15 protein-coding genes are annotated in these 18,550 nt (G+C 61.6%); 3 read left to right on the forward strand and 12 right to left on the reverse strand.

Translation table 11 applies throughout. From position 1 onward, the window contains the following. The 11 genes from tssI to tssB form a co-directional block, all read right to left on the reverse strand. Positions 1-1,020, reverse strand: a 1,020-nt coding sequence (gene tssI / locus ACIPW4_RS18055; protein WP_400660184.1) for a type VI secretion system tip protein TssI/VgrG, incomplete at its 3' end; no start/stop codon positions are given. 74 nt (positions 1,021-1,094) lie between these two features. Further along, positions 1,095-1,610, reverse strand: coding sequence for an Hcp family type VI secretion system effector (locus tag ACIPW4_RS18060; protein ID WP_400660187.1), 516 nt, complete (start codon positions 1,608-1,610; stop codon positions 1,095-1,097). Between the two features lie 130 nt (positions 1,611-1,740). Further along, entirely contained in the window at positions 1,741-2,586 is an 846-nt protein-coding gene (icmH, locus tag ACIPW4_RS18065) for a type IVB secretion system protein IcmH/DotU (protein WP_400660190.1), read from the reverse strand. A gap of 1 nt (position 2,587) precedes the next feature. Further along, positions 2,588-3,925, reverse strand: coding sequence for a type VI secretion system baseplate subunit TssK (tssK, locus tag ACIPW4_RS18070; protein ID WP_400660193.1), 1,338 nt, complete (start codon positions 3,923-3,925; stop codon positions 2,588-2,590). Positions 3,926-3,970: 45 nt separating this feature from the next. Next, positions 3,971-4,726, reverse strand: coding sequence for a type VI secretion system lipoprotein TssJ (gene tssJ / locus ACIPW4_RS18075; RefSeq protein WP_400660196.1), 756 nt, complete (start codon positions 4,724-4,726; stop codon positions 3,971-3,973). Further along, positions 4,711-5,298 carry an FHA domain-containing protein gene (locus tag ACIPW4_RS18080; RefSeq protein ID WP_400660199.1) on the reverse strand — a complete coding sequence of 196 codons (588 nt, stop codon included), beginning with the start codon at positions 5,296-5,298 and terminating at the stop codon, positions 4,711-4,713. Before ACIPW4_RS18080 ends, tssJ begins: the two co-directional genes overlap by 16 nt. After that, positions 5,295-6,311 carry a type VI secretion system baseplate subunit TssG gene (tssG, locus tag ACIPW4_RS18085; RefSeq protein WP_400660202.1) on the reverse strand — a complete coding sequence of 339 codons (1,017 nt, stop codon included), beginning with the start codon at positions 6,309-6,311 and terminating at the stop codon, positions 5,295-5,297. The genes ACIPW4_RS18080 and tssG overlap by 4 nt, the downstream gene beginning before the upstream one ends. After that, complete coding sequence (gene tssF / locus ACIPW4_RS18090) at positions 6,275-8,041, reverse strand: type VI secretion system baseplate subunit TssF (protein ID WP_400660205.1); 1,767 nt, start codon at positions 8,039-8,041, stop codon at positions 6,275-6,277. The genes tssG and tssF overlap by 37 nt, the downstream gene beginning before the upstream one ends. Before the next feature lie 2 nt (positions 8,042-8,043). Beyond that, on the reverse strand, positions 8,044-8,454 hold the full coding sequence (gene tssE, locus ACIPW4_RS18095) for a type VI secretion system baseplate subunit TssE (RefSeq protein ID WP_400660207.1): 411 nt from the start codon (positions 8,452-8,454) through the stop codon (positions 8,044-8,046). Further along, entirely contained in the window at positions 8,451-9,941 is a 1,491-nt protein-coding gene (gene tssC, locus ACIPW4_RS18100) for a type VI secretion system contractile sheath large subunit (protein ID WP_400660210.1), read from the reverse strand. Before tssC ends, tssE begins: the two co-directional genes overlap by 4 nt. Positions 9,942-9,959: 18 nt before the next feature. Next, a complete protein-coding gene (gene tssB / locus ACIPW4_RS18105; protein ID WP_400660212.1) occupies positions 9,960-10,463 on the reverse strand; it encodes a type VI secretion system contractile sheath small subunit in 504 nt (167 codons plus the stop codon). 332 nt (positions 10,464-10,795) lie between these two features. On the opposite strand from tssB, the gene vasI reads away from it, so the two are divergent. From vasI to tssM, 3 genes are read left to right on the forward strand one after another with little or no spacing between them, the layout of a single operon-like run. Further along, positions 10,796-11,449, forward strand: coding sequence for a type VI secretion system-associated protein VasI (gene vasI, locus ACIPW4_RS18110; protein ID WP_400660215.1), 654 nt, complete (start codon positions 10,796-10,798; stop codon positions 11,447-11,449). After that, positions 11,437-12,903: a type VI secretion system protein TssA gene (gene tssA / locus ACIPW4_RS18115; protein ID WP_400660217.1), complete on the forward strand. Its 1,467-nt coding sequence runs from the start codon at positions 11,437-11,439 to the stop codon at positions 12,901-12,903. Before vasI ends, tssA begins: the two co-directional genes overlap by 13 nt. Continuing rightward, complete coding sequence (tssM, locus tag ACIPW4_RS18120; RefSeq protein WP_400660219.1) at positions 12,900-16,463, forward strand: type VI secretion system membrane subunit TssM; 3,564 nt, start codon at positions 12,900-12,902, stop codon at positions 16,461-16,463. Before tssA ends, tssM begins: the two co-directional genes overlap by 4 nt. Before the next feature lie 336 nt (positions 16,464-16,799). On the opposite strand, the gene ACIPW4_RS18125 is transcribed toward tssM, so the two are convergent. Further along, on the reverse strand, positions 16,800-18,548 hold the full coding sequence (locus ACIPW4_RS18125) for a ShlB/FhaC/HecB family hemolysin secretion/activation protein (protein WP_400660221.1): 1,749 nt from the start codon (positions 18,546-18,548) through the stop codon (positions 16,800-16,802). Positions 18,549-18,550: the final 2 nt, after the last annotated feature.

Consider the following 18,550-nt stretch of genomic DNA (forward strand, 5'->3'; position numbering starts at 1 on the left):
TACCCGCCAGAGCACGTTGAGGTCTTCTCGCGGGTGGCCGGTGAGGGTGAAGGCCCGGCCTGGCTGCAGACGCACGTCGTCACCTGTGACTTCGGCAATGTGGGCGTCGTGGCGCAAGCCGGTCAGACGGGTCTGGGTGAAGGGGATGCCAACCGCTTCACGCTTGTAGCGCCCGGGGTAGTCGAAGCGCTCGTAATCCATGGACTGATGCAGTTCGCCCTTGGCGCGGGCGTGCTGATCCAGGCGATAGGCCGGGTGGGTGAAGGTGTAGTCACGCTGTGCCTGGCGCGCCGTGCGGACGTTCTCGCTGTAGTGGAAGCGCCGCAGGCAAGGCTGCGCCTGGTCGCCGCCGCTGTTGGCGTGGTACAGCACAGGGGCGGGGTGGCTTGCATCCTCAGCTTCGTAGGAGCCAGGGTGCTTGCCCCCGTCCTGAATGGGGCTCTGTCTGATCAGGCCCAGTGACAACAAGCGGTCGGTGATGATCAGTTTGTGCTGCTTGGGGCTGTGCTCGAAGCTGTAGACGAACCCTTCTTCAGCGGCGAGGCGGGTGATGAAGTCGAGGTCGGTTTCGCCGGCCTGGACACAGAACTCGCGCACCTGATGGTCGACGCGGGTGCTCAGTTCGAAGCGCAGGATGCCCTGGCGCTGGAGCATCAATTCGAGAATCTGCGGCACGGTTTTCTGCTGGAAGATGCGCCAGTTCGAGCGCAACCCGGCGCGGGCTAGCTGTGGTTCGACAAGGGCGTGGTAACAGGTGCGGTGGAAGCCGCTGTCGCCCTGGCGGAAGCTGCTGATCAGTCCGTGTACGTAACGCACTGGGCGGTCTGCGTCCCAGAGGGTGAACAAGGCGGGCTTGTCGAGCAGTCGGGCGAAGTCGATGTCGTCGTAGAAGCTGACCAGCTCCAATTGCAACTGGAAGGGGGTGCTCAGGGCCTCTTTGAGCTCGAACGACACGACTTCGAGTTCGATATCAGCCGCCAGGGTCTGGAAGCTGTAACGCAGGTCGGATTGGCTAAGCATGAAATATCTTTGTCCATTGTCGGGTCACACGAAAGCCCGAACAGGGTAATCCTGTCCGGAGCTGTTCAGAGGCTTCAGATCTTTGGATTGCGCCAGTCGTCGGAGCCTTGCGTCCCCGAGATCATGTGAGTCCAGGTGATCTTGCGGTAAGTCATGGCCACCTCGACCAGTTGCGTGAAGTTCGCGTTTTTTGGATTTTGGACATGAGGGAGGATGCAATTGATCTCAACAATCATTGCGTCCTCCAGTTTGGTCATGAAGAAAAGTTCCTCTTTGCCATCCACTGATGTTCGATACCAGCTAACCAGGACGGTGGGAAGTATTTCGCCTGCAGTCAGCGCTTGGTTCAGTAACGGTGTCGCCTTGTTAATCGCACTGGTGAAGATGAATGGGCCGTGTACGCGCCTGCCTGTTGGTTGTCCGCTTTGTGGGTCGCTTGGCACAGTTATCCTGTGCTTGACTTCCTGTACAAGGATTTCGTCTTCGTGGCCCTCGACGAATATGTTTCCCACTGAGTCGGGTGTGAAGGCACCCTCAGTGATGTTGCCTTGTAGGCGGCCTTCAATTGAGATGTAAATGGGTGTTGGCATGGCTGTTTCTCCTTTATGCCTGTAGATAAAACACGTACGCCATTGGCGGCATGGCCATCGGTAGCGATGGGCTTCTCAGCAAGGCAGTCGCCTCGCCAATTCGTTGAATTAAGGTTTACCGATGCTTCGGTCACTGCTGAAGAATGCCGTTAAGCGACTCCAGCACTTCAGTGGTCAGCAAATGCAGGCGATAGCTGTAAACCCCGTACACCACCGCCATGGCCGCGGCGCTGATCAGCAACGGGCTCCACCACGGCCACTGCCGGTGCATGCGGAAGTCGCTCGGAGCGACATTGGCCAGGGGATCGCTGACCTGCTCCGGGACCGGCCCACGCACTTCGCGGATAAGCGTGTGAATCTGCTGGAGCAGGGCGTTCACAGCCTCATCACCCTTGGGTGCCAGGCCGTATTTGCCTTTGAGACCGAGGCACAGGCAGAGGTACACAAATTCCAGCACGTCGATGTAGCGCTGGGGCTCCTGCATCAGGCGCGACAGCACCGTGTAGATCTTTTCTCCACCCCAGGTCTCGTGGTGAAAAATGCTCAGCAGCGACTCCTGGCTCCAGCAAGAATTTCTGCCCCAGGGGCGACTCATCACAGCCTCGTCCAGGTACATGCACAGGGCATAGGAATAAGCCAGCAGTTGCGCGGATTCGTAGCCCCGCTGGCGCATTTCTTCGACGATGTTGTCGACCTGGGTGCGCACCTGATGGTGCACTTCCTGGATGTTGGGCAAGCTATCCAGGGTGCGCAGGCGCATCACCAGACCGAACAGCGGCATTGCCGCATCGATCATGGGGTTCTGGAAGGTGCCGCGCAGCTGGAAATCCGGGTCCGCCGGGTAGCCTGCGCAAGTGGTTTCGGCGTCAGGTGCACGCGCATCTGCAGCCCCGGGTTTCGACGGGTGAAGCGCCGTCTCTAGCGGTTCACGTCTGGTTGGCGGTGTATCAACGGCCTTGCTGCCGGACGCGTCCATTTCATTCACTCCTGATCGCCCAGAATTGCAATTCAAGGCCTGGGATTTTCCCGGCGATGTGGATGCCGAACCCGTGGCTGTCCTTCATGGAAGCCCAGGCCGGGCTGCGCCGGTCCAGCTCGAAGTAGCTGAACCCGGCATGGAAGGGCAGGTCGCGTGGCGCCACGGGCAACGCCACCAGCGGGATGCCCGGCAAGTGATGCAGGACCATCTCGTTCATCGCTTCCAGCGCGCTGACCTTGACCGTGTGCACGAAGGCCTGACGTAACGACTCCACGGTCTGGTTGGCGCGCACCGCGAGGATGAAGTCCGCCTCGTCGATCAGGCGCCGATCCTCCAGCGTCGTGGTCATCACGCCCCACTCGAGGGTTTGCAGCGGCAACGACACCGCCCGCGGCTGCAGCACCGTGCTCAGTGCACGGCGCAGCGTGTCTTCCAGTGGCTTGAAGGAAGTGCGCAGGGCGTTGTGGTGATACGCCGGGTACTCTTGTGGCAGGCGATTCTCGTCGGTGAAGGTCACCAGTTCGCCACAGGCCTGGCTCATGCAGAGATAGAGCTGCTCCGGGTGGGTCTGCGGTTGCCGGGCCAGATGGGCGAAGCAAGGCCACCAGCGATTCAGGGCCTGCAACAGGTTGAAGTCACGGATATCGGCGATGCCGGACTGGCCTGACGAGCCGATACGTGCCGCCAGGTTGCGCGCACGTTCGCGCAAGGTGTTGCTGATTTCTTCAAGGAAGCGCATCAGTGCCGGCACCGCGCGCACCGACAGGCTGGTGGGGTAGAACGATTCGTCCAGCTGCAGGCTGCCATCGGGGCGACGCTCGAGGATTCTTGCCAGGGCGAGCCACGTATAGGCACTGCTGTCTTCACTTTGCCGCCGCAGCTGCAGGTTGGGCACGGCGAGGTCCACCTGCACCAGGTCGCCATCGGCGGTGTGGGTATCCTTGATTTCCTGGGCATGGGCGACATAACGCAGGTTTGCCATGCTGTCCGGCCAGCTCACTTCACGGCCGCCGTCGGTGCGCAGCGGCAGGCACAGGTAGATCTCGCCGTGCTGCGCGCCATCGTCGCTGATCTCCAGCGGTGGCGGTGGGGGCAGGTCGCCAGGGATATCGAAGACGGCCCCGTCGGGCATGATGCCCCTGGCCCGGGTGATGGCGACCTTGCCAAGGCACAGGTATTCATCGTTCAACTGCAGTTCGCTGAATCCGTAGAACGCAGCACTCAGGCTGCTCAGGCGTTGATGCAGCGCCGCCTCGCTGGCCCGGGCCGCCTGCTGGAAGTGCTGCGGTTTGACGAACAGGCCTTCAGGCCATAGCACAGGGTTACGTGAGCTCATGGGCACTCCATGTCAGGGATGAGAGGTAGCAGGCCGGCAGATCGATCATCGGTCCTCTTCCTTGAGCTCGATCTGCGCGTCATGGACTTGCAGCGAGAGCACCACCCGGCGGCCGCGTGGGGCAATGCGCAGTACTTGTTGCCATGTCGAGCTCTCCAGGCTGCTGTAGTCGGCGATCACTGCAATGAAGCGGGTGTCGTCATGGAGGGGTTGGAACGGCACAAACTTGAACTGGCCGGGCGACAGCAGGTAATCGTCATCGCGGATGTAAGTGCTGCGCAGCGCTTTGGCCGGGTCCAGCGCCAGTTGCTGGTAAACGCTGTTGAGCAGCAGTGAGTCGTCCCGCAGTTGCAGGACCTTGACGGCGATGGGGCTGGCGATCTGGGGCCCGTGGCTGTGCGGTGCGTCAAACCGCTCAAGCGCTGTTGTGGGTGCCTCGTAGTCCCCGAGCGCACTCTCATCGGCAGGTACTGATTCGGGATACTGTGCCTGCAGGTAGCTGAACAGGCTGGCGACCTTTTCGGTGAGCGCACGTGGGTCGTCTGCGCTCAGGCTGACCGTGTATGGGCCTGGTTCGAGTTCACCTGGTGCTGCATCAGCGGCTTCGGCGTTATCGGCAACACCATTCAGCGTAGGGCTGACATGGATGCTGATGGCGAACTCGGTCGGCATATCTTCCGGTGCTCCCACGGGGATGGACGGGTCTTTCAGCACCTGGAACATCTTGCCCAGGGCTGTGCAGCCAGCAGTGGCCGTGAGCACAAGCAACAGTGAAGCGCAAAGCATCAGGCGTGGAAGCATGATCGCGGTCCTGTAATAAGATCCTGCAGCGGGTTCTGGTCCACAGGGCAAGGCACTAACCTCGCATCGAGGGCAGCCACGGGGTCGTGCCCCGGGAGCGGGTCGAATGCCGAGCACACATCCGTAGGGGGGAGGGGTGGCAAGGTATTGATGGCGTTGTCTCGCGGGCGGGTCGAAGCGCTTGCCTCCAGGGCCTCGTGCACGTCCAGCCGAGGCATGAAAACTTCCTCCAGAGAGCGCCTGGATGCCTGTTCCGGCTGCAGATCGACCCGTAGCCGGTAGGCGCCGACCCGCAGGATGTCGCCATCCTTGAGGCGCATGGGTGGGCGTTTTCCAAGACAGTGTGTGCTGCCATTCAGGTACGTCTGGCCGCTGCGATCGATGGCGCAGAAGCCGCCTTCCGTCCAGCGAATCTCGCAGTGGATGGGCCGCACCTTCAGGCTCCTGTCGATCAACAGCCAGTCCGCACCCTGGCTGCCGAGAGTGCCGCCACTGCGGCCGAACCGGTGCTGGCGATTCACCCCGTGTGGTAACTGTTCGAGGTTGCTGACGTGCAGGGTCAAAGCGCTCATGCCCGCCCCCTGAACCGCACCACCGGGCTGATCATCCCATGACGGTCATCGATGAAGCTGGTCCAGCCCAGATACGCACCTTGGCTCCGGTGCAGGTTGAATGGCGTCAGCACGTTGCGCTTGAGGCGCAGTTCCAGGTCGTATGCCAGCCCATCCCGCAGCAGCACGTCGATCAGTGCACGCAAACGGCCGAAGTTGATGCCACTGGGCAGCAGGTCGTGAAACTGAGCCTGGTCAAGCTCGCTGATCACGATCGTGAACTTGCTGCTGCGAGTTCGTGTTCGGCTGCCAACCGTGAAGTTGCTGCCAAGTTCGCCGTTGGCCCGGCCGAGTCGCACCCGCTGGCGGGCGGCAGTGGGCACCGAGCGCGTTTCGAACTCGCGGATGTGTACCTGCGCAAGGTCGAAGCAGTGGCCAATGATGCCGGCCACGGTGCCCGGTGAACGGCTGCGGCTGGCAATCACACCGGCAAAACTCAGCAGGCGGCTCCAGGGCAGCGCAGTGTCACCGCGCAATTGCCGATCATTGAGACCGATCAGCGCGAAGACGTATTGGGAAAACTGGTCGTTGGCGCCGGGTTGAAAGCGAATGTAGTAACGGTACTTGCGCCAGGCGCGATGCAGCAGGCCGAGCAGGTAGTGGTTGAAGAAATCGAGAAACGCCGGGCGGACACCGATACCCTGGGCATGTTCATGGGTGATCTGCTCCAGATAATAGGTGGGCAGCGGCGAGTCGCTGCCGTGCAGGCCCATGAAGGTGGTGCAGACTCGATAGCGGGCATCATGGCCAGGCATTCGCTTGGCACTGAGCACATCGCTGGCGGGAAAGCGCAGTCGTGGATCGCAGCCCAGGCATACCCGCAAGCGCGTGGCAGCATCGGGCCAACGCGCTTCAAGATTGTCACCATGCAAGCCATGCAGGTGCTCCAGCAACTGGAAGAAATCGAACCGATGCGCCTGCGCGAGCAGCGAGTCGGCTAGATCAGGGGCTGTTTGCCAATCAGCGGTGGCCATGTGTAGTGCTCGTTGTTGGTGGTGTTGGTCACTTCCAGTTGATGGAAGGAATTGATGCTGGCGTAGAGGGCAAAGAAGCGCGCGAGCACACAACTGAACAGGTACAGGTCGCCCTCGCAGAGGAAGCCCTGCTGGTCGAGTTGCAATCGGGTATGTAGGCCGCGAACCGGTTGCCCGTTGATCAGCCAGTCCAGGGGCGCGGTCTGCACGTCACAGATGGCGTCCAGGCGCTTGCGCGTGGTGCGCGCCTGTTGAATGTCATGCAGGGCCGCGAAGTCATAGGCGCGGATGACCGCCTTCAGCGGGTCAGCCGACAGCAGCGACAAATAGTTGAGCGACAGGTTGGAAATCAGCGCCCATTGCAACTGGCCGTCGAGCACAGGGCGGTATGGACGGGTCGGGCGCCGGAGGTTGCGGTAGGTGGTCAGCGGTGGCGTGAATTCGTTGATGACGCAGATGTCGCCGACATTCAACGCCATTGGCAGGTCGCGGTTGGTGCATGTCAGGTCGATGGAAGCCGTTTCCAGCGCACCGCGGTAGATACTGTTGTCTGCGCGCACGAAAGCGATACGGTGAATCACGCCATCGCCGAGCAATGCTTCTTCGAGCTGGCAACGGTAGTACAGCGTGGCCCGGCCCTGGACGTGCTCGATTTCATGGGCGAACGACTCGAAAGGCAGAAAGGCCCGCAGTGGCTCGCCCATCTCGCCATCGGCCAGGGTACGGGTACTGATCACTCGGTCGACACTGAAGATTTCGTAGCCGCGCGCATTGCTGCAACTTGGCTTCAGCAGTGCGTGGGCGTGCTCGCCAGACAGGTCTATCGGTTCGGCCTCACAGTGCACCAGGTTCACCGCTGGCGTACAGAACAGGCAGAAGTCGTCGACGCCAACCGGCATTGCGCCAGGCAGTGGGCGGCTGAAGTGGAAGTCGAAGCTTATCTGCCCGCTGCTCTGCGCCGGCCAGCAGTCGCCCAGGCCGGTCAGGGTGAAGAAGTGGAAACGCTGAGGAAAAACGAAGTACTCCTGCAGGATCCGGTAGCCGTCGAAGACGTTCTGTGGGTAGGGCAGCAGGGCTTCTTCAGGGCCGAAGCCGGGAAAAGCCAGGCTGCTGGCCGGTAGCCGACGGACCTCGCCGTTGATGGTCACGCTGATGTGCTTCAGGTATTGCGACAGCCACAGGTACAGGGTTTGCGCGCAACAGTCATCGCCACTGAGGTGAACGTCCAGGTTGTCGCAGCCCAAGCTGTTCAGTGGGCGTTGGACGAGCGTCTCAAGTTCGACGCGCACCACGGAATGCTCCGGTGTGTGGGTCGCCTGGACGTCGCTGATGGCAAAAGGATGCAGCTTCACCTCGGTGCAGGTCCGGTACTCGCAGGCGATGCCATCCACCGGTATGGAGAACAACCGTGTACCCTTGTGAATGCTGCGGGACTGGTTGAGCGTCTGTTTTTCTGGTGAGAACTGGATGATCGTTGCGCTCGGCAGGGGGCGCAGGTAATTGGGCCAGAGCAGTTGCAGCATGGGGTGGGTCAGCTCCGGCAGGTCGTCCTCAAGCTTCAATCGCAGCTTGGCAGTCAGGAACGCGAAGCCCTCAAGCAGGCGCTCCACGTCAGGGTCGCCACTGTCCTTGCCGAGAAACCGCACCAGTTGCGGGTTGTCCTTGGCGAAGTCCGCCCCCAACTCGCGCAGGTAGCGAAGTTCCTCCCCGAATCGATCCTTCAATGACATGGCTACCTTACTCGTGTGTATCGGCTAAGGCCGTTGACCAGCAACTCGACCTGCAACAGCTCGGAGTGATCGTTTACCTGCACCAGGCAATCGAGCCGCAAATGCAGCTCGAGCGGGGTGTGGGTATCGGGCATGGCTTTCATTTCACGGATCTGGATACGTGGCTCGAAGCGCTGGAGCGTCTGGCGGATGTCATCACTGACTTGCCGCACCCGGTCACCAGTGCTCAGGTCGTATCCGTTGAAGTCGCGCAGGCCCAGCTCAGGGCTACTTCGGGAGCAACCCTGGCGGGCATTGAGCAACGTTTCGAGGTGGCGTTTGATCACCTCGAACTTGTGCGCGGCCTGTTCCCGCCGGGAAAGCACGCGACTGGCCGGGCGCTCGGCGGCCAGGCGCTCGAACAGGCCGCTCATTGCGTATCGAGCCGCCCAACCAGCGAGATTTCGAAATTGGCGCCCATGTATTTGAAATGCGGGCGCACGGCGATGGAGACCTGATACCAGCCCGGGTCTCCGGCGACATCCGAGACCGTGATTGCTGCGGCGCGCAACGGGCGACGACTACGGACATCGGCCGAAGGATTTTCCTGGTCGGCAACGTATTGCTTGACCCATTTGTTGAGCTCCGACTCCAGGTCGCGGCGCTCCTTCCAACTGCCGATCTGTTCGCGCTGCATGACCTTGATGTAATGCGCCAGGCGGTTGACGATGAACAGGTAGGGCAGTTGGGTGCCGAGCTTGTAGTTGGTCTGGGCCTGCTGGCCTTCGGGGGTCTTGGGGAAGGCCTTGGGTTTCTGCACCGAGTTGGCCGAAAAGAACGCCGCATTGTCGCTGTCCTTGCGCATGGTCAGGGCGATGAAGCCTTCCTCGGCCAGTTCGAATTCCTTGCGGTCAGAGATCAGCACTTCAGTGGGGATCTTGGCCTGCAACTGGCCCAGTGACTGGTAAAGGTGCACCGGCAGGTCATCCACTGCGCCGCCCGACTGCGGGCCTATGATGTTCGGGCACCAGCGGTAGCGCGCAAAGCTGTCGTTGATGCAGCTGGCCAGCAGGAACGCGGCGTTGCCCCACAGGTAATTGGCGTGGCGACCGTCCATGTTCTCCTGGTAACTGAAGCTTTCGGTCGGCAGTTCCTCGGGGTGGTACGGCGAACGCAGCATGAAGCGAGGAGCGACCAGCGCGGTGTGGCGGGCATCTTCGCTGTCGCGGAACGCTCGCCACTTGGCATGACGGGGGCCGGCAAAGATGTCCTTGATCTCTTTCAGGTCAGGTAGGTCTACGAAACTGCTGAGATTGAAGAATTCCGGTGCTGGCGCCGCGAGAAAGGGTGCGTGGGCCATGGCGCCCACGGATGCCATGTAGCTTAGTAGTTTGATATCAGGCGATGACGGCCCGAAATGGTAGTTGCCCAACATGGCGGCAATCGGCTCGCCACCGAACTGGCCATAACCGGCCGTGTAAACATGCTTGTACATACCGCTGCAGGTGATATCGGCTGCGTTTTCGAAATCGTCGAGCAACTCTTCCTTGCTGGTGTGCAGGAACTCAAGCTTTATGTTCTCGCGAAAGTCCGTGCGGTCCACCAGCAGTTTGAGGCTGCGCCAGGCGGACTCCAGTTGTTGGAACTCCGGTTGGTGGAGGATGGCATCCATCTGTTTGCCAAGCACACGGTCGACTTCGGCAATCATCTGATCGACGCGGTGCTTGTTGATCGATTGCTCCGGCTCGTCGCTGCGCAGAATCTGCGTAATGAATGCGGCAACGCCTTGGCGGGCAACCTGATAGCCTTCCTGGGACGGAACCAGCTGGGTTTGCGCCATGATCTGGTCGAGCAGGGTGGCCTCGCCCAATACTTCGGATGAGACTTCGGCCGTGGTGGGCGTGTTGGTCTGGGTCGGCATGCTGACGCTCCGTTGTCTTCAGTCTTGTCGTGGTGCGTCGAGCACCAGGTTCAGTTCTTGTGCCAGTCGCTCGCGAGCCTGATCGTCAGCCAGCAACTGCTGGAGCTGCTTGCGGAACGCCGGGACGTTGCCCAGCGGGCCTTTCAGGGCCACCAGCGCCTCGCGCAGCTCGATCAGCCGGTCCAGTTCTGGCACCTGGCGTGCGATCCGGTCTGGCCCGAAGTCCTTGATCGAGGCGAACTGCAGGTTGACGGCCAGCTCGGCGTCCGAGTCCTGGCCGAGCAGGGAGGGGACCGACAGGTTCAGGCTCACCTGGGCGTCTTCCAGCACACTGTCGAACGAATGCTTGTCGATCCGCAGGACGGGTCGGTCTTCGAGTGCACGGCTGTCCTCCAGCCCGAAATCACCGATAACCAGCATCTTGTGGGGCAACTCGACTTCAGCCTGCTCAGCGCCTGTAGCGGGTACGTAACGGATATTGATGCGCTCTTTTGGCGCCACGGAATTCATATTCTTGGACATACTTAAACTTCCCGCGCTGTTTGTAGGATAATTCGTACAAGTATTTCGAGTGATTTATTTTGTAGGATGTTTTTCGTGGCTGCCTGTTTTTTGTAGGAGCGTCCTACATAAGGGGTATTTGTTGCACCTATTGCCTGGTGGCAAGTTTTCCTCCCTTAAAAACATGCGCCGGTAGTTGTATGTTGGTCGAGGCATTAAGTGTAAGTAAATATTTATTTGAATATCTCGTCCGGCATGAATAGTCTTCGTGAAGTTTGGTTATGCCTAGTGCGAATTACTTGGTTACAGGTTCCAGGTCGAAAGTGATTTTTTAGAAGGAGGGCCAACTTACGATGATTCCCCGCAGTGCATATGCCGCTGGTATTTCGTTGCTGCTCGTCTTGCAACCGGCGTTGGCGGGTGCCGTACGGGACTGTCCAGGCGTGGTATCCAACCTGGAGCGCCTGGCCTGCTTCGACGAGGCCGCCGGTACGCCTGTTCAGGCACCCCGCCGGGCATGGTCGGCTCCGGAGCAGCAGGCTCCAAGTGTGTCACGCGTGATGGCGAACGAGGCCGGCCGCCCCGTCGATGACCTGGCCTTCCGCCTCGGTAATCCGCACGATGAGGCGAGTGCAGCGCAGCCATGGCTGGTGATATCAGCACCGGCGATAGCCTCGGCCGATCCCCGTAGCTACCTGGTGATCAGCTGTATCCAGAACATTTCCAGGCTGCAGCTGATCACTGGGCAGCCGATCGATGCCAATCGCGTCAAGGTGCAGCTGCAGGGGGCGCGTGGAGCCAGCAAGGCAACGGCCTGGCAGGTGATGGAAAATGGCCAGGTGCTCGATGCCGGCCGCGGACTACCGGCCATCGAACAGATCAAGCGCTTGATCGGTGCGCATCGGGTGCAGGTTGTCAGCGATGACCCGGGCATCGATGGGCTGACGTTCGATGCTCAGGGGCTGGATCCACTGATCGATCAGGCGCGAAAGACATGTCGCTGGTAGCGGAGGTGTCGGCGCAGGACATCGAGCGGCTGCTAGCGCCCATAGATCCTGAAGCACCGGCAGGTCTGTTCGACATGGAGGACGATAGCTACCAGGCAGTCGACCAGGAAATGGTCAAGCTCGGCGGCCTGCACGAAGCGACTATCGATTGGCCTTACATCGAGGAGGCTTCCCGCGAGTATCTGAGTCAACGCTGCAAGCACTTCCGTATCGTTGCGCACCTGAGTGCCGCTTGGCTGCGCAGTCGTTGCTGGGCGCGCTGGGGCTTCACCGCCGGGCTGCTGGCCGGCGTACTGGACCGCTATTGGGAGACCGCACACCCCAAGCCCGGGCCCAAGGGCTTGCCGGGCAAACGCAAACTGGTGGCGCTGGTGCTCAACCGCTTGCTTGAGGCGCTGCCACGTCTGGACCGCTTCACTTTCGGTCCCGCCCAGGCATCGGTGGCGCGCCAGGCGATGGAATGCCTGCAACGGCAGACGAACAAGGCGCAACTGGAGCCGAGTTTGCTCGACGCGTTGCAACGGCAGTTGTTCAAGCATCTGGAGTGTGCCGGCGGCAACGCCGAAAGCGCGCCTGCCACGGTCGCTGCACCTCGGCCAACGCCCACACCGCTGGGCGACGCTTTCGCTACGCCCAAGGCCAGCTTGTCTCTGGGCAACGAACGCGAAACCCGGCGGGCGCTATTGAACATGGCCGAATACATCAACCAGCAAGACCATTACGACCCTGCGGGCTATCTGCTGCGCCGCTTTGGCTTGTGGGCGCTGATCAAGGCCGCACCGATGTCCAGGCAGGACCACCGCACCGAGCTGATGGCGGTGCCGACCGATATCGCCGGAGGCTACGAGGACGCCATCGCCAGCCACGCGACGGACCTGGCTCTGCTATTGCGCATTGAAAAGAGCGTGGCGGCCTCGCCGTACTGGATCCGCGGCAGCTTCCTGGCGGCAACGGTGGCAAAGCGCTTGGCGATGGGGGAGGTAGCCGAAGCCATTCGCGCCACCACCGTACGATTTGTCCAGCGCCTTCCTGCTCTGCAGCGGTTGTGCTTCAGCGACGGCACGGCGTTTGTCGACGGGCCGTGCCTGGCATGGCTCAAGGGTGCGCAAGGGCAGGTCGACCGGGGCGCGCCTGCCCATGAGTTTGCGGCGCTTCGTGAAGAGCTGGCCAACCAGCTGGAAGCGGGTGGAATGGAGCCGGTGCTGCTGCGCCTGCAGGCACTGCAAGCGGATTTTGGCGCACCGCGCGAGCGCTGCCACAGCACACTGATTGCAGCCGATCTGCTGGCGGCGCGTGGGGTTTCCTGGCTGGCACAGGACCTGTGCAGCGGTATTGCCCTGACGATGCAACAAACCACGGCGGATGCCTGGGAACCTGATGTGTTCCAGAGGCTTCAGCAGTACGGCGCTCATGCCGAGCTGACCGATCAGAACAAGGACTGGAAACCTTCATGAGTCAATTCTGGAAGCTATTCAAACGTTGGGGCATGCCACTGGCCACACGAATCGGCCTTGCCATGCCGCTGCTGCTCGGGTTGGGCGCATTGTTGATATTGGTCGCCATCTGGTGGCTGGGTCCGCAGTGGAGCTGGCGCGGGCAACACCCCTTGGCCAGTGTCGCGCATCGCAGCCTGGCCAGCCTGCTGCTGGTTCTGGTGCCGCTGTTGAGCTGGATCTTTGTACTGCGCAAGCGATTTCGTAGCCTGCAGGCGGAACGCCGCCAGGACGCAGCGGCCCAGGCAGATCCGTGCTTGCCGTTTGTTCACGCCCAGGAACAGGCGCTGGATCGCCAACTGGCGAACTACCTGCGCAATGCGGGAGGGCGACGGGCGCTGTATCGTTTGCCCTGGTACCTGATGCTGGGCGACAAGTGCGCAGGCAAAAGTGCTTTCATTGATGGCACGAACCAACGGTTTTCCTTGACGCGTATCGGCAATGTCCAGACGCGCGGGCAGCACCTTGAGCAAACGGTTTTCCCGGTAGGCTGGTGGGTCGGCAATGAGGCGGTGATCCTCGACCCGCCAGGCGATCTCATCATCCATGACGCCATCGACACACAACAGCAGGATGCCGACCAGAAACCGCCGACGCCGTTACCTGCGGGCACCCAGGCCAGGCTCTGGAACGACTTGCTGGCCTGGTTGCTGCGTAATCGCAGCCGCCGGGCGCTCAATGGCCTGTTGCTGGTAGTCGACCTGCCCGCATTGCTGCATGGGACGCCCGAGCAACGCACCGCGCTGGCGTATGTACTGCGCACCCGTCTACATGAGGTGAGCAGCCAACTGGGCGCCCGGCTGCCGCTATATGTGGTACTGAGCAAATTCGATTTGATTGACGGTTTCGAGCCGTTCTACAAACGCCTTTCACCGGCCCAGCGCGAACAGTTGCTGGGCTTCACTTTCAGGCTCGATGCGCTTAGCCGCTTCGATGCCTGGCAGGACGAGTTCGTTGAGCAATATGATCGCCTGATCCTCCAGCTGCAAGCACAGACCCTGCAGCAACTGCTGCTTGCGGACGGCCTGCCGCAGCGCACATCCCTTGTATCACTGCTTGCACAGCTGGGCGGGCTGCGGCCGATCCTGACTGGTTTCCTGCGCGAAGTGCTGGCCAGTGATCGCTTCACCACGCCGCCACTGGTGCGCGGTGTGTTCTGGTCCTCGGTGCAGCAGCAGGGAGAGGTCAGCAACGCTTTCGTACGCGAGGCGGCGCAGCCCTACAACATCGTATTGCAACCGCGTCAGAGCACGCGACAGCTCAAAGCACTGAGCTTTTTCGCCCAGCAGGTCTTCCAGCAAATCGTCTACAAGGAATCGGGCCTGGCCGGCGACAACGTACGGGTTGCGCGAAGCAAACGCCAGTTGCTGTGGGTCGGTTCCACCGTGGCCGTGCTGGCACTGGCCGTGGCAACCGCCTCCTGGCATCGCTACTTCGGCCTGAACGGCGCCAAGGCTGCGGGGGTGCTGGAACAGAGCCGGTCGTTCAGCCAACAAGCCGTAGACCCGCGCCTGGACCCCACCGGTCGCAACCTGCTGGAACCACTCGACCAGATCCGCGAAGCTGTTGCGGTGTTTGGTGATTATCGCACCGCATGGCCGCTGGTAGCGGATGTCGGCCTGTACCAAGGGCGAGTCATCGGGCCACGGGTCGATGAAGCCTACCTGAGCCTGCTTTCGCGGCGCTTCCTGCCAGCCTTGGCCAGCGGCGTGGTCGATGCAATGGATGCAGCCCCGGCCGGCAGCGAGCAACAGATGGCCGCGCTCAGGGTCTACCGCATGCTCGAAGACCGCCACAACCGTCGCCCGCAATGGGTCGAGGAATGGATGGCGAGCCAGTGGCAGCAGGCGTTTCCCGGCCAAGGCCAGGTACAGCACGACCTCATGCGACATTTGCAGTATGCCTTGGCCTATGCCGATGCCGACTTGCCGCAATTCCAGGCGCGCGTCGAGAGCGTTCAGCACGCTTTGCGCAAGGTTCCGCTGCCGCAACGGGTGTATGCCACGCTCAAAGAGGAGGCACTGGAGCGGCTGACTTACGGGCTGGACCTGCGGCACCAGGTGGGGCCGGTTTTCGATGTCGTCTATCAGCCAGGCGACCGCGCCACCGAGGATATCTACCTTGCGCCCCTGCTGACGGCGAAAGGGCTGACCGAGTATTTCGAGCCGCAGAGTCGGCACATCACCGACATGGCCTTGATCGACCAGTGGGCGCTGGGCGAGCGCAAGGCCCTCGACTACTCCGATGCCGACCGAGAAGCCCTGACCGAGCGGGTCCGCGCCCTGTACATCGCGGACTACATCGCCAGCTGGCAACGCGCGCTGCAGGCGTTGGCCATCACCGACTTCCGCGACCTCGACCATGCAGTGATGGTCCTCGAGCAACTGACCGGGCCAGCCGCGCCGTTGCAACGGTTGCTGGAGACCGTGCGTGACAACACTGTCATCCCGCCTTTGCCAACATCACCCAGCATGGCCGATAACGTACCGGCCAGCCCGCCGCCATGGCAGGTTACCGGGATCAGCCGGGCATTTTCCGGGCTGAACGCCATGCTCGCAGCGAAAGGTGAGAAGCCTAGCTACTACGATGAAACCCTCGGTGCGATTATTGCCGTCCACGACTATGCGAGGACGGTGCAGGGCAGTCCGGATAGAGGCAATGCGGCGTTGCAGGCGGTGCTGCAGCGCTTCGCGATGCAGGGCGCCGACCCGATCGGAACATTGCAGCGCGTCGCGACCGGCCTGCCCGAGCCAGTCAGGCAGCAGGTCAGGGCGGTCGCCGAGCAGACTACCCGTGTGCTGAACATCGAGGCCCTGCGGGAACTGGAGCGACGCTGGGACAGTGAGGTGTACAGCTTCTTTCAGCAGCGCCTGGCCGGCCGCTACCCCTTCGTGGTGAAAGCGCCCGATGCCTCGCTGGACGACTTCGAGGCGTTCTTCGGGCCGAAGGGTCGGTTGCAGCAGTTTCAGGATCAGTACCTCAAGGTCTTCCTCAAAGACAATATCGAGGCGTTGCGCTCGGACCGTCAGGGCACTTCGCTGATTCGCGAGGATGTCATCGAGCAACTGGACGCCGCCGACCGCATACGCGAGACGTTTTTCGACCCGCGCGGCAACCTCAGCGTGCAGTTCAGCATCGAGCCCTTGGGCCTCAGTGCCAACCAGCGCACCAGCCTGCTCGACCTCGATGGCCAATTGATTTCCTACGCCCACGGGCCGCGTCAGATTGTCGGGGTGATCTGGCCCAATACCCTGGGGCAGCAGGTGCGCAGCAACCTCACCCTGCTCAGGCAAGGTGGCAACAGCAGCAGCCTGGAGTATCGGGGCCCCTGGTCTATGTTCCGCCTGCTCAGCCGCGGTGCGCTTAATGGGCGTACCCAAAGCAGCGTGGACCTGAGCTTCCGTGCCGGCGATGGCGTGATGCGCTATCGGTTGAATGCTGAAAAGGCCTTCAATCCCATTACCCAGCAACCCTTCAAGGACTTCAAGCTGCCGCGCGGATTGTTGCAGGGGGCGCTTTAGATTGAAGCATTGCACAGGAGGCTTCATGTGCGTCGCTCTGGCCTGAGCCGCAGTTGAGCTTCATGATGCTGGCTCACCCAGTCAAGACTTTTGCCAGCTTCCTCTGCCAATGCTGACTCAAGTGAATGGCGGGCCTCGGTCAGGTCCGTTACCTGCAAGTGCCTGTAATTGATTCTCGCCCGGCTCCTGATTGCTGCATTGACAACGTCACGCCTGATTTTCTGTATCACTTTCTGAACGTGCATGATGAACGTCTCCAGAGAAAGTTCTGGTACCGCGAGCTCTTCTCGCAGTACCAGGAATGGATATCGCATGAGCAAAGTCGGGGACCCTCACCTAGAACACTTTGAGGAAATTGATGTACAGGCGGGGCGCCTTGCCGTTGTCGTCGTCGAGCTCTTCGGCCGAAACCGGCCGGGTCAGCGGGAAAGCGACTTCGGGTGAAATGTAAGTGTCCTTGAACACCTGCAGGTGCACCCCGGCACCTGCCGAGGCCAGGCTCTGCCGCCTGGCCCATGCCGGGTCTTCGCTCCACACCTTGCCGACGTCCCAGAACGCGTAGTACTGGCTCGGCACTTCATGCGAGCCGAAGGTATGCAGACGGTTGTATTGCAACTGCGTCTTCAACGCGATGCCGGTGTCGCCAGTGATCTCCGACGGGTCATACCCGCGGCCGAACTCACTGCCCCCTACACCGAATTGCTCGGGCGACAGCAATGGCTGACCGAACGACGTCTGGGCCGTGGCGGCCAGGTAAAGGCTCAAGCCATTGATAATTCCGCCAAGGTCCTGGAGGCGCTGTGCATCCAGCTGCAGCTTGCTGAAGTCGGTGCGGCCACCTTCACGGGAAGGGTTCTGCCGGCTTTCATTGCTAGCGCCCATGATCGACAGGCCTTTGCTGAACTCGGCCTTGAGCAGGTTGGTGCCGCCGTGGCCGTCGACGAAGTCATAGCTCGCGCCCAGACGCAGGGCGCGTATGCGGTCCTCGCTGGAGGGCGGCAGGTCCGGTTCGTCCAGGTACTCGGAGCGCCCGTTGTACCAGGTGAAGGCCGCGGAAGTCTTGAACGTCTCGTCACGCTGGCGAACCCACGGCCGGGTGATGCGCACGGCCAGGGTATCGCCGGAGCTGTTGGCATCGAGGAACGAATAGGTATCGGGTCGACCCTCATTGTGCTGGGCCAAAAGGCTGAGCACATCGCCCTGGCGGCCGACCGGCAGCTCGTACTGACCTTCGACGAAGGTCATCTTGTCGCTCTCGATGGACTTGCCCGCGCGCAGGCCAAGGTGGTCACCACGCCCGGTGAGGTCGTTGACACCCACGCCGCCGTACATCTGCCAAGGGCCAAAGTAGCGACTGTCGCGGTTGTCGGCACCCACGAAGCCCTCATACTTGCGCTGGGTGTTCTCCACCACAAGGTCTGTTCCGGCTTCCAGCGGCGAGGCCTGCAGCACAGCGCGGCTGTCGTTGCCCGACACATCGTTCATCAGCAGCAGATTGCGCTCCAGTTGGGCACTGTCAGGCGGCGTCTGCTGACGTATGTTGTCGGCATAGCGCTCCAGCGCCTGGTTGGACGGGCCACTGAAGGTCACCTGGTTGATCTTGCCCTCGAACACCTGCAGTGTCAGCCGGCCGCCTTCGAGGCGCTGCTCGGGTACATAGGCTTTGGCCAGCAGGAACCCGGCCTGGCGATAGCGCTGGGTGATGGCGTCGGCTACCGCGTTGATCTCGGTCAGGCTCACCTCATGGCCTTGCAGGCGCGCCAGGAGTGGATCGAAGGTGGCCACTGGATAGCTGGCCACGCCAAGCAGACGGACCTGAATCACCTTGAAGCGAGGGCTGTTGGCGGGCAGGCTGCTCATTTCAGCCGGTGGTTCTTCGGTTTGCGGAATGACCTGGGTGGCGGGCAGCTCCAGGCTGCCCGGCATCTCGGTCGCCGAGCTGCGTACACCGCTGCGGTCAGGAACTTCCACCCGGCCCGGATTGAGCTGGCCCAGCGGCGCAGCGGTAGCGGGGAGGCAGAACACCACTAGCGCACAGCACACAGCGGCGGCCAGTCGGTTCAAAGTGAAGACGGGGATGCTCATGA

It is taken from the genome of Pseudomonas sp. NPDC089996, assembly GCF_044748405.1.
In the GTDB taxonomy this organism is placed as follows: domain Bacteria; phylum Pseudomonadota; class Gammaproteobacteria; order Pseudomonadales; family Pseudomonadaceae; genus Aquipseudomonas.

Coding starts and splice junctions, on each gene's coding strand:
- ACIPW4_RS18060 (WP_400660187.1), bottom strand. CDS start 1,610: ATGCCAACACCCATTTACATCTCAATTGAAGGCCGCCTACAAGGCAAC.
- icmH (WP_400660190.1), bottom strand. CDS start 2,586: ATGGACGCGTCCGGCAGCAAGGCCGTTGATACACCGCCAACCAGACGT.
- tssK (WP_400660193.1), bottom strand. CDS start 3,925: ATGAGCTCACGTAACCCTGTGCTATGGCCTGAAGGCCTGTTCGTCAAA.
- tssJ (WP_400660196.1), bottom strand. CDS start 4,726: ATGCTTCCACGCCTGATGCTTTGCGCTTCACTGTTGCTTGTGCTCACG.
- ACIPW4_RS18080 (WP_400660199.1), bottom strand. CDS start 5,298: ATGAGCGCTTTGACCCTGCACGTCAGCAACCTCGAACAGTTACCACAC.
- tssG (WP_400660202.1), bottom strand. CDS start 6,311: ATGGCCACCGCTGATTGGCAAACAGCCCCTGATCTAGCCGACTCGCTG.
- tssF (WP_400660205.1), bottom strand. CDS start 8,041: ATGTCATTGAAGGATCGATTCGGGGAGGAACTTCGCTACCTGCGCGAG.
- tssE (WP_400660207.1), bottom strand. CDS start 8,454: ATGAGCGGCCTGTTCGAGCGCCTGGCCGCCGAGCGCCCGGCCAGTCGC.
- tssC (WP_400660210.1), bottom strand. CDS start 9,941: ATGCCGACCCAGACCAACACGCCCACCACGGCCGAAGTCTCATCCGAA.
- tssB (WP_400660212.1), bottom strand. CDS start 10,463: ATGTCCAAGAATATGAATTCCGTGGCGCCAAAAGAGCGCATCAATATC.
- vasI (WP_400660215.1), top strand. CDS start 10,796: ATGATTCCCCGCAGTGCATATGCCGCTGGTATTTCGTTGCTGCTCGTC.
- tssA (WP_400660217.1), top strand. CDS start 11,437: ATGTCGCTGGTAGCGGAGGTGTCGGCGCAGGACATCGAGCGGCTGCTA.
- tssM (WP_400660219.1), top strand. CDS start 12,900: ATGAGTCAATTCTGGAAGCTATTCAAACGTTGGGGCATGCCACTGGCC.
- ACIPW4_RS18125 (WP_400660221.1), bottom strand. CDS start 18,548: ATGAGCATCCCCGTCTTCACTTTGAACCGACTGGCCGCCGCTGTGTGC.